Source organism: Pseudonocardia aurantiaca, from assembly GCF_039526725.1.
Lineage (GTDB): Bacteria > Actinomycetota > Actinomycetes > Mycobacteriales > Pseudonocardiaceae > Pseudonocardia > Pseudonocardia aurantiaca.
On record NZ_BAAAJG010000015.1, the window covers coordinates 356488 to 371400 of the forward strand.

Sequence of the window (14913 nt, forward strand, 5' to 3'; positions counted from 1 at the left end):
TTCTTCTCGGGGTGTCAGGCGCACGGCAGCGCGCCCTCGACGAGCCGGGCGCCGAGCCGGCTGAGCACATCCACCCCGCGCAGCAGGTCGTCGTCGTGCGTGAGCTCGCGCTCGTTGTGCGAGACGCCCTCCACGCTCGGGACGAACAGCAGGACGGTGGGCACGAGCGTGTTCAGCGGGATCGCGTCGTGACCGGCCATGGTCTGCATGCGGTGGGTGGTGGCGCCGCCGTCCTCCGCAACGGTCTCCGCGAGGTCGACCCCCGCGGCCCGGAAGGGACGCGCGTGCCGGAGCGACGACCGCGCGACCTCGACCTCCACCCCGGTCCGCGCGCCGATCCCGGCCATCCGCTCGAGCAGCAGCGCGTGGGCCTGCTCGACCAGGTCGGCGTCGGCGGAGCGCACGTCGAGGCTCAGCCGCACCTCGCTCGGCACGACGACCGGCGAGTTGGGGTGCACGGTCATCCGGCCGACCGCCGTGAGCAGCGCCCCCTCGGGGAACTCGTCGACGACGTCGCGGGCGAGGCAGACGATGCGCGAGGCGCCCACGAGGGCGTCGTGGCGGTCGGCCATCACGGTGGCACCGGTGTGCGACTGGGTGCCGTGGACGACGATCTCGTACTTGCGTGCCGCCCAGTTCGACTCGACGAGGCCGATGTCGGCTCCCAGGCGTTCGAGCACCCGTCCCTGCTCGATGTGGATCTCCGCGTAGCAGGCCGCCTGCGGTGCAGTGCCGTCACCGAGGAAGCCGATCGAGCGCAGCGCCTCCTCCACGCTCGTGCCGTCGAGGTCACGGGTCGCGAGGACGTCGTCGACGGCCATGCCGCCGCAGTACGCGGTGCTGCCCATGATGCTCGGCGTGAAGCGGCTGCCCTCCTCGTTGAACCAATCGACGACCGCGATGTTGAGGCGGGGCGTCAACGCGCCGGCGGCGACGTCGGCGACGATCCGGCGGGCGGCGTGGGCGGCGGCGAGCACGCCGTAGGCCCCGTCGAACCGCCCGGCCGTGGGCTGGGAGTCCAGGTGGGAGCCCATGAGGACGAACGGCGCGCCGGGCACCCATTCCACGGTGCCGAAGATGTTGCCGACCCGGTCGACGGTGACGGCGAACCCGTTGTCCGTCAGCCATTCGACGAGCCAGCGGCGGGCCTGCCCGTCCGTCTCCGTCGCCGCCTGCCGATCCACCCCTCCCCCCGGAGTGGCTCCGAGGGAGGACAGGACCGTGAAGTCCTCGAGGACGTCCTGCTGGTTCACGTGCGTACCTCTCGTCGCTGTGCGGTCACCGGTGCCATCGGGATCAGGCGACCTGCGGCGTCGCCGCGGTCACGCCGGCCCGTGTCGCCGGCGCGCGTCGCTTCGCCGCCTCGAAGAGCTCGGCCACGCGCTTGCGCTCGTCCTCGGACTGCCCCGTGAGCGCGGAGACCGCGAGGAAGACCAGGAGGTTGACCGCGAAACCGATGATGCCGCCGGTGATGCTGCCCAGGACGCGGATGTCGTCCGGGAAGACGAGCGTGAGCGCGCCTGCCACCACGAAGCCGGCGACCATGCCGGCCGTGGCGCCGTACTTGTTGCCGCCGCGCCAGAAGATGCCGAGGAACAACGGTACCCCGAGCTGGACGATGCCCTGGTAGGAGATCTGGGCGAGCAGCTGGAGCCGGTCCATGCTGAAGGTCAGGTAGGCGACCACCCCGGCCAGCGCCATGAACACGACCATGCTGCCCTTCGCGATGGTCGTCAGCTGGTGGTCGGAGAGCTTGCGCTTTCCGCTGTTGACGATGTCGTTGGCGATCTGCAGCCCACAGACCTGCACCGCGCCGTCGATGTGGCCCATCGAGGCCGCGAAGACGATGACCACCGCGAGGCCGAGCAGCCAGGTCCCGCCGAACTGGTTCAGCAGCGTGAACCAGCCGTGCTGCGGGTCGGCGAGGACCTCGGGAACGCGCGTCCCGGCGATGCCGACGAGCATGAGGAGGGTGTAGAAGCCCCCCGAGATGAGGATCGTCCGGACCGTCCCGGCCTTCACCGCGCGCACGCCGGAGGCGGTGTAGATGCGCTGGAAGCTCGTCGGCCAGCACAGGGAGCCGACGACGCCGGTGAAGATGAGGCTGAAGATGTACCAGGGCCCGTAGGCGCCACCGTCACCCGGCAGGCGCAGGATCGCGTCGCCGACCCGGGAGAGGTCTCCGAGACTGATCGGGGAGCCGGCGACGCCGGACAGCAACACGACACAGACGAGGGCCGACACCACGTAGGCGACCATCCCCTGGAACAGGTCGGTCATGATGAGCCCGCGCATGCCCATCTTCACGGTCCAGAACTGCCGCACGACGATGACGGCGAGGCCGATGACCAGGCACGCCGTCACCGACCACGCCCCGCCGCTCGCGATCTCGAAGAGCTCGCCCAGTGCCTGCATGCCCAGGACGACCCACGGGAAGAGGGACACGACGCCGATGACGCTCGCGATGCGCTTCACCGCGCCGGAGTCGTAGCGCATGCCGAGCAGGTCCGGCTGGGTGCGGAGGTTGAACTTCTTGCCCCAGCGCCACGCCCGGGTCGCCATCAGGTACATGAACGTGACGCCGAGGGTGGAGTACGCCAGCCCGTAGAGGCCGAAGACGCCGGCGCCGGCGGCGAGCCCGAAGAAGGCGATGAAGGTCGAGCCCGGCCACCACGAGTTCACGTAGGACATCGCGACGTACCAGGGCCCGTAGCTGCGGCCGCCGACGGCGTACTCGTTGAAGCTCGGCCGGGAGGTCTGCTGCGTGACGTACAGGATGACGATGACGATGGCGTAGAACACCGCCAGCATGCTCAGCATGATGATCATGCGCTGGTCCCGACGGGGTGCGCCACGGGTGCGTCGGGCGTAGCGTCGAATTCCTCGTCGAGCTCACCCCGCACGTCCTCGATGGCGTACTTCGCCCACAGCGCCAGGCCGATGAGTGCGGCGTCGGCGATCCAGTAGGCGATGGCAACGGGGATCCCCAGGACGCTTGCGCGCACACCACTCGCGGCCAGGTACAGCGGGGGGAACAGCGCCATGAGCAGGCTGACGGCGTAGACGATGCCGAAGGCGGTCTCGATCGCCGCCGACGGCAGGCTTCTGATGTAGGACTTCACGGGTCTACCTCATGGTCGATCGCACCGGCGTGTGGGTCGTCCGCGGCCGTCATCTCGACGAGCAGCGCCGCGGCATGGCCGAAGCCGTCCGGTTGGGGTCGGTTTGCGGGGGACGCCCACGGGGTGGCGGTCGCGTGGGCGCTGGCCGGAATCCTCGAAGGCCATTGCAGCCTGGGCGCGGACCATTTCTGGTGCTGCGGCGCTTCTTTGCGAGCGCGTAAAAGGTTCAGCAGGCTTCGAGACCTGACGAGCGGGCGGTGGTGGAACGGACCCGGCCCGCCGGGTTGCTGGTCTGCACGGTCAGCCGCGTCCGATCCGAGCGGAAGAGGTCGATCGAGTACTCGAAGGGAGTCCCGTCCGAGTCGAAGGCCATCCGGGTGAGCTTCAGGAGCGGGTCCCCGTCCGAGAGCCCGAGCAGCGCGGCCACCTGCGGAGGAGCAGCAGCCGCCTCGATCATCTCCTCGACCTGCCCTACGGTCACGCCGAACCGCGTCTCGAAGAGCTGGTACATCGACCCCTCAAGGTTGCTCTCGATCAGCGCGGGAAAACGCCGGGAGCTGACGTACATCCGCTCCAGGGAGAGGCTGTCCCCGTCGGCGAACCGGACCCGGAGGATGGACGCGACCAGCTCCGTGCCCGCCAGGTGCAGGAACCGCGCCACCGGAGCGGGCGCCGGCTCCAGCGAGGCGGCGATGACCCGCGTACCGGTGGTGAAGCCCTGCGACTTGAGCATGTCGGGGACGCTGCTCACCCGGTTCAGGCTGCGCTGCACCTTGCGCCCGCTGCCCATCACCGTGACCTGTTCCGGCCCCTTGCACGTGTCCACGCCGTTGAGGAACGCGCCGCCCGCGCGGCCCTGTACCCGCCGGATCATCCCGCGGTCCTCCAGGTCGGCCAGCGCCCGGCGCACGGTGGTCCGTGACGCGCTGAGCCGCGCCGCAAGCTCCCGCTCGGACGGGAGCTTGGGCTGCGCCCGCGCGACCATCTCCTCGGCCAGCCGCAGGATTGCCTGGTGGACCTCTTCGTAGGACACGGGATCCTCACGCCTTCGCACTGGCCGGCACGGTGGACCCGCCTATGCTCCCGCGAGTAGCGCACAACCAATCACGTCTGCGAAGACCTTTAACGGGGACGTAACCGCGAACCACATCGACCAGAAATGGTCTGGAGCGAACGTCGTGGGAGCCGAAGTCGGCCCCGGCGCGGAGGCCACCGGCTGCCACCGACCCCTCTCAGGACGGCCCCGTGGACCCTCTGCTCTCCATGTCCAGTTCTCAGCTCCGCACGGGATTCGCGAGCGGAGCCCTCACCCCGCTCGACGCCCTCGACGCGACGCTCGCCCAGATCGACGCGGTGAACGGTGACCTCAAGGCCATCGTTGCCGTCGACCGCGAGCGCGCGACCCGAGCGGCGGAGGCCGCGGGGCGGAGGTGGGCCGCCGGCCGGCCGTCCTCGGTCCTCGACGGGATCCCGGTCACGGTCAAGGACAGCGTCCGGACCGTCGGGCTCCCGTGGCGGCATGGGACCGCCGCCAACGACGGTCTGCCCGACTGCGACGGCGACTCGCCACCCGCCGCGAGGTTGAAGGAGGCGGGCGCGGTGATCGTCGGCAAGACGGCGATGCCGGACTTCGGGATGCTGGCGTCCGGCGTGAGCTCCCTGTACGGCATCACCCGCAACCCCTGGGACCTCAAGACCAGCCCCGGCGGCTCCAGCGCCGGAGCGGGCGCGTCCCTCGCGGCCGGCATCGGCTGGGGGTCGGTCGGGTCCGACATCGCCGGATCCGTGCGGCTGCCTGCCGGGCACTGCGGGCTCGTGGCCCTCAAGCCGACGCAGGGCCGTATCCCGCACCTGCCCTCGAGCACGGTCCGCTCGGCCGGGCCCATCGCCCGGACCGTCGCCGAGGCCGCGGAGCTGTACTCCGTGATCGCCGGGTTCGACGCGCGTGACGAGCTGGCGCTCCCGCCAGAGGCTTTCGACCCCGGGGACGACCTGCGCGCCCGCGCGGAGATCCGCGGTGCGCGCGTGGGCGTCCTCCTCGACATGGGCTACGGCTACCGGGCGGTCGACGAGGTCGCCGACGTGGTCAGGCGGGCCGCCGAGACGCTCGCGGCGGGCGGGGCGTCGGTCGAGCAGGTCCCTCCCCCCTTCGAGGAGGATCCGTACCCGGCGCTCGACGCCCTCTTCCAGGTGCGCGCGCGGACCGAGTGGGAAGCATTCGGCGAGCGTGACCGCAGGAGGGTCCTGCCCCAGCTCGTCGCGTGGTCGGAAGGCGCGAACCGGCTGTCGGCCACCGACCTGGAACGCGCGGTCGGAGCTGTCGGACGCTCCCGAGACCGCATCGCCCGGCACCTCGCCGGCTACGACCTGGTGCTCGCGCCCGTCATCCCGGTTGTGTCGTTCCCGGCCGAGAGCGTGGGCCTCGAACCCGAACGACCGCTGGCCCACTCCGGCTACACCTGCTGGTTCAACCAGACCGGCCAGCCCGCGGCGGCGCTGTGCTTCGGCATGTCCGGGGGTCGTCCCGTCGGCGTCCAGGTGGTGGGCCGCCGCTTCGCCGACCAGCGGGTGCTCGCCGTGACGCGCTGGCTCGAGGAGCACCGGGGCTTCGAACCCGATTGGCCGCTCGTGCCCCGCGGCACCGCCGTGCCCGTCGCCGTCTGACTCCGGTCCACGCAGCAGAACATGAGGAGGTAGCTCATGACCACCGCCGTCGACCCGCGGCTGATCAGGCCCGCACCACCGACGATGGCGAGCCCGAGCTGGTGGGGCGCCGATTCGGAGCGGCACCGGGTGCTGCCCGGCCCGGAGACCGGACAGGGCGCGTTCGTCAAGGTCATGCGGCCCGCCGCAGCGGCGTATGTCGACCTGTCCACCGCCTTCGCCGCCGCTGCGGCCGCCGGCGAGGCAGGGATCGGGCCGCGGGTGCTGAGTACCTCCGTTGCGTCGCGCACCCTCGCCCTCGAGGACCTCACCGGGCGGGCGAAGACCGCGACCCTCGACGACTTCCTCGATCCCGGCGTCGTCCACCGCTACCTCACGCTGCGCACCGCGGTGCACCGCCTGCCGGTTCGGGAGGCGCGCCGGGCGTCGGTCTTCGACGACATCCACGGCCTCGCCGCGCTCACCGCGCACCGAGGGGCCACACTTCCCGGCGACCTGCCGTGGATGCTGCGCGTCCTGCAGGCGGCCGAGGAGCGGATCGTCGCGACCGGTTTCGACGTGGCGTTCTGCCACGGCGACGGCAACGTCTCCAACGTCCTGCTCGACTCGGAAGGGCGGCCCTACCTGGTCGACTGGGACAGCGCCGCTGTCATGGACCCGCTGCAGGACATCGGGGCCGTCCTCGCCGAGCTGGCGCCCTCGGACGACGACGCGCGCGATCTCTTCGAGATCGCCTGGGGCAGCTGGGACGCCGCGCTCTTCGACCGGGCGCGCGCCTATGGAGCCGCCGACGCGGTGCGCTGGGGGCTGCTCGGCGCCTACGTGGACAGCGTCGACCCCGGAACCCTGGAGTACTCGAAGTTCTCCGACTGGCAGTTCCTGCGGGCCCGGTGGTCATTGGCCGACCCGCACTTCGACGACCGCCTGCGGCACCTCTGAGGAGAGCGACATGACAAGCGTGGACCAGGCAGGGCCTCCGACGGACGTGCCGGCTCCGGCCGCTGCCGAGCCGGACGGCACGGATGCCCCGGACACCGCTGACGCCCTGCGGCGCGCCGTGCGGTCGGTGCCGGGGTGGGAGGACCGCGAGTTCGCCGCGACGCCGGTCTTCGGCGGTCTGCAGAACAGCAACTGGCTGGTGCGGTTCGACGACGAGGACCAGCGCTACTTCGTCAAGGTGCCCGGGGCCGGCACGGAGTCGTTCATCGACCGGGGCAACGCCCACACCGCCGGAGAGCTGGCCGCCCGCGCCGGCATCAGCCCGCGGATCATCGACTTCCAGCCGGAGACGGGCGTCGAGATCGTCGAGTTCCTGGAAGGGCACCGGGCCTGCACCAACGGCGACATGAAGTCGTGGGACGTCGCCCGTGCCGTCACCGGGCTGTTCCGGACCTTTCACGGCGTCGGCGCGCTGCCGGTCACCAAGACCGTCTTCGACATGATCGACGAGCACCTGGAGCAGGTGCGAGACCTCGCGGTCGTGCTGCCGGCCAACACGTCGGTCCTGCTGCGCGAGGCGCGGGCGGCGCGCGCGGCGCTCGAGGCGTCGGGCCTGGACATCGTGCCGTGCCACAACGACCCGATGCCGGGGAACTTCCTCACCTGCCCGGACGGTCCGATGAAGCTCATCGACTTCGAGTTCTCGTCCAACAACGAGCGCGCCTACGACCTCGCGCTCATCCTGGCGGAGTTCTTCTACGACGAGCCCCGGAGCATGGCCTGCATCGAGGAGTTCTACGGTGCCGCCGCCTGGGACGTCGTCTCCCGCGTCCGCGTCTGCGTGGCGCTCGCCGATGTGAAATGGGGCCTGTGGGGCTGCGTGAACCAGCAGCTCAACGACAGCTGGGACTACGACTACCACAAGTACGGCACGTGGAAGCTCGCCCGCGCCCGCGCCGTCATGGCAGACCCGCGGTGGCCGCAGTGGCTCGCCGCGCTGTGAGGGCGCGCCCGCACCCCGAACCACCGGCCGCGCAAGGGCCGTCCACCGCCACGACCAGCTCTGAAGGACCGACATGACGCGATCGACGATCCTCGACGGCAACAGCTTCTCCAGCGCCGACGCAGGACTCCTGCCGAGCGAGGACCGCGAGCTGCTCGAGCGTCGCCGACGGGTCCTCGGACCCAGCTACCGGCTGTTCTACCGCCGGCCCCTGCACCTCGTGCGAGGTTCCGGGACGCGCGTCTACGACGCCGACGGCCGGGAGTACCTCGACGCCTACAACAACGTCGCCAGCATCGGCCACGGGCACCCAGCGGTGGTCGAGGCGGTGCACCGGCAGATGCGCACTCTCAACACCCACTCCCGCTACCTGCAGCACGAGATCCTCGACTACGCCGAGCAGCTGCTCGCGACGTTCCCCGCCGCGCTCGACACAGTGATGTTCACCAACAGCGGTTCGGAGGCCAACGACCTGGCCCTGCGCGTCGCCCGGCACGCGACCGGCGGCACGGGCGTCGTGGTGACCGCCGAGGCCTACCACGGGACGACCTCCCTCGTCGCGGACGTGTCGCCCGCGATGGGCCGTGAACACCCCCTCGGCTCGTTCACCACGCTGGTCCCCGCTCCCGACGCCTACCGGCGGGGCGGGGGCGCACAGTTGGGCGAGTGGTTCGCCGGCGAGATCACGGCAGCCTTCGGGCGGCTCCGCAGCAGCGGAGTCCGCCCCGCGGCGTTCCTCGCCGACACGATCTTCGCCTCCGACGGGGTCCTGTCCGACCCCGCCGTGCTCGGCCCCGCGGTCCGGGCCGTCCACCAGGAGGGCGCGCTCTTCATCGCCGACGAGGTGCAGCCGGGTTTCGCCAGGACGGGGGCCTCCTTCTGGGGGTTCGCGCGGCACGGGGTGGTTCCCGACCTAGTGAGCCTCGGCAAGCCCATGGGCAACGGCGTTCCCGTCGCCGGGATGGTGGGCAGGAGCGAGATCGTCGACCGCTTCGGCTCCGAGATCCCCTACTTCAACACCTTTGGTGGCAGCTCGGTGCCGATCGCGGCCGCCCAGGCGGTGCTCGACGTCATCCAGCGCGAGAACCTGGCAGCGCGCGCGGAGGCGCTGGGGGACGTGCTCCGCGACGGCGTGCGCGCCCACGCCCGGCGCCATCCCGCGATCGGTGACGTCCGAGGAGCAGGGCTCTTCTTGGGAGTCGAGATCGTGTCCGACCGCGAACGGCGCACCCCGGACAGCGCCCTCGCCCTCGCGGTCGTCAACACCCTGCGCGACCTCGGAGTGCTGGTCTCGGTGGCCGGCCCGCACAACAACGTCCTCAAGGTGCGCCCGCTGCTGGTCTACTCCGACGCGGACGTCGCCCTGTTCCTGGACCGTCTCGACGAGGCGCTCACGCTCGGCTCGGCCGCGGTCCCCCTGTGAGCCGCGGCCCGGCCGGTGTCCTCTGGGACATGGACGGAACGGTCGTCGACACCGAGCTGTACTACATCGAGAGCCTGACCTCGATCGTCGCCGCACACGGCGGGGTGCTCGGCGAGGAGGACCACCACGCGGTCGTGGGCGCGAACCTGTGGGACATGGCAACGATCGCGATCCGCGCCGGTGCTCGGCGCCCCGCGGCGGAGATCGTCGAGGAGATCGTGGCGGAGGTGGCCCTGCGGCTCCGGGACGGCATCCCGTGGCGGCCGGGAGCGCTCGACCTTCTCGCCGCGCTTCGCACCTCCCGCGTCCCCACGGCGCTCGTCACGATGGCGTTCCGCAGCTCCGCGGTCGAGGTGGTGCGCGGCATCCCCTTCCCGGCCTTCGACGTCGTCGTCACCGGGGAGGACGTGTCCCGGGGCAAGCCGGACCCCGAGGCCTATCTCCTGGCGGCGGCGCTCCTCGGCGTGGACGTCGCCGAGTGCGTCGTCATCGAGGACTCCCCACCCGGCGTGGCAGCCGGCGTCGCCGCCGGGGCATCGGTCGTCGCGGTGCCGTGCTACGTCGATCTCCCCGCGAGCGAGGCGTACACGACGTGGGACTCCCTCGTCGGCAAGGACCATGCCGCGCTCGTCGCGGAGTTCCGTGGGCGCAGGTCGCCCGACCGGCCCGACTCAGCCGACCGGCTCCCGGCCTGACGGGACCCGAATCGAACCGGAGGAGAACAACGTGGACCACGAAGACATCGCCTGGCTCTCGGCCACGGAGCTCGCCGCGAAGGTGCGCGCCGGGGATCTCACCTCCACCGAGGTGGCCGAGGCGATGACAGACCGCATCGAGTCGGTCAATCCGGCGCTGAACGCGTTCGTCACCTACGACCGCGACCGGATCGTGGCTGACGGGGCCGAGCTCGACCGCAAGCGGCACGCCGGCGAGGACCTCGGCCCGCTCCACGGGGTCCCCTTCTCGATCAAGATGCTCACGGCGGTCGACGGACTCCCCTTCACGAGCGCGATGAAGCCGTTCGAGCACGTCGTCGCCACGCGCGACGCTGCCGTGGTCCGGCGGATGAAGGAGGCGGGTGGCCTCTTCCTGGGCAAGACCAACTCGCCGGAGGCCGGGTATTACGGCGGCACCGACAACCACCTCTACGGCCCGACCCAGAACCCATGGGCGCCGGGACACACGGCAGGCGGTTCCAGCGGCGGTGCGGCCGCGGCCGTGGCGAGCGGGCTGGGCCCTCTCGCCGAGGGTGGGGACGGCGCGGGATCCGTGCGCATCCCCGCCGCCATGTGCGGTGTCGTGGGCCTCAAGCCCTCACTCGGGCGGATCCCCCACACACTCCTGGAAGCGCGGCACCTCACCTGGGTGTTCCACGGGCCGATCACCCGCAGCGTCGGGGACGCGGCGCTCATGCTCGAGGTCGTGTCCGGGTTCGACGCCGAGGACCCGATGAGCCTTCCGGCGGAGCCGGTGTCCTACGCCGAGGAGATCGGGAAGGACGTCGACGGTTGGCGGGTCGCCTACTCCCACGATCTCGGCCTCGGCTACGTCGACCCCGAGGTTGCCCGGATCTGCCGGGAGGCAGCCGGTGCATTCGAGGAGCTCGGCGCCACGGTCGTCGAGGCCACGCCGCCGTGGCCGAACCCCGAGAAGGCCATGTGGGAGGGGATCTGGATCCCCGGCTACGCCACCGAGTACGACCTCCTCGATTGGGAGGGCGTGCGCGGGCAGGTCGACGACGAGCTCATCGAGATCATGCGCCAGGCGGAGAAGCTCACCGCCGTCGACGTGGCACGTGCAGACGTCTTCCGCGGCCGGATGTACGACACGTTCACCACCTTCATGCGGGACTACGACATCCTCATGTCGCCAACGCTCGCGAGCGCCGCGTTCCCGCTCGAGCAGTTCGCCCCGTCGTGGCTGGAGGGTGAGTCGCTGCAGCGCCGGCTCCTGGGCTGGCTGCTGACCTACCCGTTCAACATGCTCACCAGCCCCGCGATCACCGTGCCCGCAGGGTTCACCGCGGACGGCCGGCCGGTGGGGCTGCAGATCGCCGGTCGGCACCGCGCCGACGCGGCGGTCCTGCGGGCCGCCGCCAACTTCGAGGGTGCCCGGCCCTGGGCGGGCCACAGGCCGCCGCCGCTCCCCGCTTCCGCCTAACGCCGACAGCGCGACGCCGGACACTGCTCGTCACCTCCTGCCCTGCCACAATGTTCGCCACCTTTGCCGAGGACGACAGATGACTCTGATGCACGGAACGAGCCGGGACGTTGCCCGGCCCCATGCCCCGGCCGACGTGCTGGCTTCGCTCACGGCCGACGAGATCAGGACCGTGAAGTCCGTCGTGACCGAGACCGGCACCACCGACGCGAACACCCGGTTCGTCTACGTTGGCCTCATCGAGCCGGCGAAGCGTGAGGTGCTGGCCTACGAGGGTGGCAACGCACCGGAGTCCGACCGGGTCGCGCGCGTCATGCTGCTGAACCTGGGCACGGGCGAGGCTCGTGACCTCAGGGTCTCCGTCGGGTGCCGGACGGTCGTGCAGGACGTAGTGGTGGACGGTTCTACCGGTCAGCTCCCGATCCTCGAGGAGGAGTTCGACCGCGTAGGCCCGATCCTCACCGCCGACCCCGCGTGGCGCAAAGCGCTCGAGGATCGCGGCGTCGACCCCGACAAGACGGTGTCAGTGCCCCTGTCCCCGGGGTACTACGGTCTGCCCGGCGAGGACGGCGCTCGCATCATCCGCGTCTTCGCCTTCGTCCAGCAGGACCCGACGGACAACATCTGGGCTCATCCCGTGGACGGGTTGTGCGCCTACGTCGATCCCATCGCCGGGACCGTGCTGGACATCGTCGACTACCGACGTTTCCCAGTTCCCATGGAATCGGCGGACTTCCACAAGGCCGACTACCGCGGGGAACGGACGCGCCACCTCACGCCCATCGAGATCACCCAGCCCGAGGGACCGTCCTTTACCGTCGACCGTTCGAGACTCGAATGGGCCGGCTGGAAGGTATCGGTTTCCTTCGACGCCCGCGAGGGGCTGATCCTCCGCCAGCTCAGCTTCGCGGACAATGGTGTGGACCGGCCGGTGATGTACCGGGGTTCGATCGCCGAGATGGTGGTTCCCTATGCGGACCCCTCCCCGAGCCGCTACTGGCAGAACTACTTCGACACCGGCGAGTACCTGCTCGGCCGCTTCGCCAACGCGCTCCGGCTCGGCTGCGACTGCCTCGGCGAGATCCACTACTTCGACGCGGTCATCGCCGACGAGCTCGGCGATCCGAAGACCATCAAGAACGCCATCTGCATCCACGAGGAGGACTTCGGCACCCTCTGGAAACACAGCGACCTGTGGAGCGGCGCCTACGACGTCAGGCGCCAGCGCAGGCTCGTCATCAGCTTCTTCACCACGGTCGGCAACTACGACTACGGCTTCTACTGGTACCTGTACCTGGACGGCACCATCGAGTGCGAGGCCAAGCTCACCGGCATCCTCTTCCCCTCGGCGTACCCCGAGGAAGGTTCACGCTTCGCCTCCGAGGTCGCGAGGGGTGTGGGGGCGCCCTACCACCAGCACCTCTTCTGCGCCCGCCTCGACATGACCGTGGACGGCGTCGAGAACTCCGTCGTCGAGATCGACGTCGAGCGGCTCCCCGTGGGACCGGACAACCCCTACGGCAACGCCTTCACCGATAAGCACACCCTGATCCGCCGGGAGTCGGAAGGCGGCCGCCTCGCCGACGCCTCCAAGGGGCGGACCTGGCATGTGATCAACCCCGGCAAGACGAACGCCGTCGGACGGCCCACCGGATACGCCCTGTACCCCACCCAGACGCCTACCTTGCTTGCCGACCCCTCGGCCGGAATCACCTCACGGGCCACCTACTGCACAAAGCACCTCTGGGTGAGCGCGTACGACCCCGAGGAGCGGTACCCCGCCGGCGATCTCGTCAACCAGAACCCCGGCGGCGACGGGCTGCCGAAATACATGGCCGCCGACCGGAACCTGGAGAACACCGACGTCGTGCTCTGGCACACCTTCGGCCTGACCCACTTCCCCCGCCCGGAGGACTGGCCCGTCATGCCGGTGGACTACGCGAAATTCACGTTGAAGCCGTACGGCTTCTTCAACAAAAACCCCGCCCTCGACGTGCCTGAGACCGTGGGGTCCCACTGCACTGACCCGGCCAGTGGGACCCATCACGCCTGCCAGTAGCCCGGATATTTTGGCGCCGCGATCGCCGGAGCTCGCCGCCCAGGGCGCCCGCGTCGCGGTCGCCGACCTGTCGAAGGACGCGGCCCACGAGGCGGCCGCTGATGTGCGCGCCGGCGGCCCGGACGTCATCGCGGTACCGGTCGACGTCACCTCCAGCGCCGAGGTCGACGACTTTCGCGGAGCCCGAGCGCCAGCTCGGCGCCATTGACGTCGACCCCGAGCGCGGCGGCGTGCTCGACCACCCTGTGGGTGCCCAGAACTCGGCCGACGAACGTGACCTGCGGGTTCGACACCCACCACGGCTCGGCATGATCGCCTGGTGGCGCTCCGGCTGACGTACCTGATCGTATCCCGGCTGCTGGGCTGGATGGTGTTGCTCGCCCGCACCGACACGGACAAGGACATCGAGATCCTCGTGCTGCGCCACCAGCTCGCCGTACTGAACCGCCAGACCCGGCGAGCTCGATTCTCCTGGGCCGACCGGGCACTGATCGCCGCTCTCGTCCACCGACTCCCCCGCCACCGCCGGATCGGTCTTCTCATTACGCCAGCCACGATCCTGCGCTGGCACCGAAAGCTCGCAGCCGGCCGCTGGACCACCAACCACCGCCGGCCCGGTCGACCGCCCATCCCAGCCGGCCTCCGGGCACTGGCGCTGCGCCTGGCCACCGAGAACCCGACCTGGGGCTACCGGCGCGTGCACGGCGAACTCGCCGGCCTCGGCTACCAGATCGGCGCATCCACCGTGTGGAAGATCCTCAAGGCCGCCGGCGTCGACCCCTCGCCACGGCGGGCCGGGCCCTCCTGGACCGAGTTCCTGCGGGCCCAGGCCCGCGGGATCCTGGCCTGCGGCTTGTTCCACCTCGACACCATCCCCCTGACCCGGCTCTACGCGTTCTGCGTGGTCGAGCACGCCACCCGCCAGGTACACATCCTCGGTGTCACAGCCCATCCGACCGGGACATGGCTGACCCAACAAGCGCGGAACCTCGCGATGGATCTCGACGATGCCGGCAAGCGCTTTCGGTTCCTCATCCGCGACCGCGACGCGAAGTTCACCGCCATGTTCGACGCCGTGTTCGCGAGCGCCCGAATCCAGATGATCAAGACTCCGGTCCGGGCGCCACGGGCGAACGCCATCGCCGAGCGATTCGTGGGCAGCATCCGCCGCGAACTCCTCGACCGGATCCTCATCGTCAACCAGCGCCACGCAGTCTCTGTCATGGCCGAGTACGAGGGCTACTTCAACCACCATCGCCCACACCGCGCACTGGCACAGGCCGCTCCCCTGCGTGCGCTCCCGGAACACCGCCCGCACGGCCTCACCCGCGTCCGCCGCCACGACCGGCTCGGCGGACTCCTCCACGAATATCGGCAGGTCGCATGACATGAGCCGAGTTTCGGGCACCCACAGCCCCAGGTAGCCCTTGTTCAGGAGGTCCTGGTGAAGGATTTTGGCGCTGTGCTCACCTCCCTCCCAGCGCTGTTGCAGGTGGTCGAGGTAAGGGAGGTCCATACCTCAAATCACCTTGTTCCCAAGGCC

13 protein-coding genes are annotated in these 14913 nt (G+C 70.4%); 9 read left to right on the forward strand and 4 right to left on the reverse strand.

What is annotated here, in order from left to right:
• Positions 1-14 precede the first annotated feature (14 nt).
• The 4 genes from ABD143_RS23970 to ABD143_RS23985 all read right to left on the reverse strand — a co-directional run bounded on the left by ABD143_RS23970 (position 15) and on the right by ABD143_RS23985 (position 4155).
• A complete protein-coding gene (locus tag ABD143_RS23970) occupies positions 15-1253 on the reverse strand; it encodes a M20 family metallo-hydrolase (RefSeq protein ID WP_343982559.1) in 1239 nt (412 codons plus the stop codon).
• A 43-nt stretch (positions 1254-1296) separates the two neighbouring features.
• Positions 1297-2829, reverse strand: coding sequence for a sodium:solute symporter family protein (locus tag ABD143_RS23975; RefSeq protein ID WP_343982562.1), 1533 nt, complete (start codon positions 2827-2829; stop codon positions 1297-1299).
• Entirely contained in the window at positions 2826-3122 is a 297-nt protein-coding gene (locus ABD143_RS23980; protein WP_343982565.1) for a hypothetical protein, read from the reverse strand. Before ABD143_RS23980 ends, ABD143_RS23975 begins: the two co-directional genes overlap by 4 nt.
• Before the next feature lie 226 nt (positions 3123-3348).
• The gene (locus ABD143_RS23985) at positions 3349-4155 is read right to left on the reverse strand and encodes a GntR family transcriptional regulator (RefSeq protein ID WP_343982568.1); all 807 of its coding nucleotides are present in this window, start codon (positions 4153-4155) and stop codon (positions 3349-3351) included.
• Positions 4156-4367: 212 nt separating this feature from the next.
• On the opposite strand from ABD143_RS23985, the gene ABD143_RS23990 reads away from it, so the two are divergent.
• The 9 genes from ABD143_RS23990 to ABD143_RS24030 all read left to right on the forward strand — a co-directional run bounded on the left by ABD143_RS23990 (position 4368) and on the right by ABD143_RS24030 (position 14757).
• Positions 4368-5786 carry an amidase gene (locus ABD143_RS23990; RefSeq protein ID WP_343982570.1) on the forward strand — a complete coding sequence of 473 codons (1419 nt, stop codon included), beginning with the start codon at positions 4368-4370 and terminating at the stop codon, positions 5784-5786.
• A gap of 36 nt (positions 5787-5822) precedes the next feature.
• Complete coding sequence (locus ABD143_RS23995; RefSeq protein ID WP_343982573.1) at positions 5823-6725, forward strand: phosphotransferase family protein; 903 nt, start codon at positions 5823-5825, stop codon at positions 6723-6725.
• Between the two features lie 10 nt (positions 6726-6735).
• Positions 6736-7728, forward strand: coding sequence for a phosphotransferase (locus ABD143_RS24000; RefSeq protein ID WP_343982576.1), 993 nt, complete (start codon positions 6736-6738; stop codon positions 7726-7728).
• A gap of 73 nt (positions 7729-7801) precedes the next feature.
• A complete protein-coding gene (locus tag ABD143_RS24005; RefSeq protein ID WP_343982579.1) occupies positions 7802-9151 on the forward strand; it encodes an aspartate aminotransferase family protein in 1350 nt (449 codons plus the stop codon).
• A complete protein-coding gene (locus tag ABD143_RS24010; protein WP_343982581.1) occupies positions 9148-9846 on the forward strand; it encodes an HAD family hydrolase in 699 nt (232 codons plus the stop codon). Before ABD143_RS24005 ends, ABD143_RS24010 begins: the two co-directional genes overlap by 4 nt.
• 31 nt (positions 9847-9877) lie before the next feature.
• Positions 9878-11311, forward strand: coding sequence for an amidase (locus tag ABD143_RS24015; RefSeq protein WP_343982583.1), 1434 nt, complete (start codon positions 9878-9880; stop codon positions 11309-11311).
• Positions 11312-11390: 79 nt separating this feature from the next.
• Positions 11391-13370, forward strand: coding sequence for a primary-amine oxidase (locus ABD143_RS24020; RefSeq protein ID WP_343982585.1), 1980 nt, complete (start codon positions 11391-11393; stop codon positions 13368-13370).
• Between the two features lie 10 nt (positions 13371-13380).
• Positions 13381-13578 carry an SDR family NAD(P)-dependent oxidoreductase gene (locus ABD143_RS24025; protein ID WP_343982587.1) on the forward strand — a complete coding sequence of 66 codons (198 nt, stop codon included), beginning with the start codon at positions 13381-13383 and terminating at the stop codon, positions 13576-13578.
• A 111-nt stretch (positions 13579-13689) separates the two neighbouring features.
• Entirely contained in the window at positions 13690-14757 is a 1068-nt protein-coding gene (locus tag ABD143_RS24030) for an integrase core domain-containing protein (protein WP_343982590.1), read from the forward strand.
• The last annotated feature ends 156 nt before the right edge of the window (positions 14758-14913 follow it).

What these genes read in the sequence shown, in the direction of transcription:
- ABD143_RS23995 (WP_343982573.1), top strand. Translation starts at nt 5,823, where the DNA reads ATGACCACCGCCGTCGACCCGCGGCTGATCAGGCCCGCACCACCGACG.
- ABD143_RS24000 (WP_343982576.1), top strand. Translation starts at nt 6,736, where the DNA reads ATGACAAGCGTGGACCAGGCAGGGCCTCCGACGGACGTGCCGGCTCCG.
- ABD143_RS24005 (WP_343982579.1), top strand. Translation starts at nt 7,802, where the DNA reads ATGACGCGATCGACGATCCTCGACGGCAACAGCTTCTCCAGCGCCGAC.
- ABD143_RS24020 (WP_343982585.1), top strand. Translation starts at nt 11,391, where the DNA reads ATGACTCTGATGCACGGAACGAGCCGGGACGTTGCCCGGCCCCATGCC.
- ABD143_RS23975 (WP_343982562.1), bottom strand. Translation starts at nt 2,829, where the DNA reads ATGATCATCATGCTGAGCATGCTGGCGGTGTTCTACGCCATCGTCATC.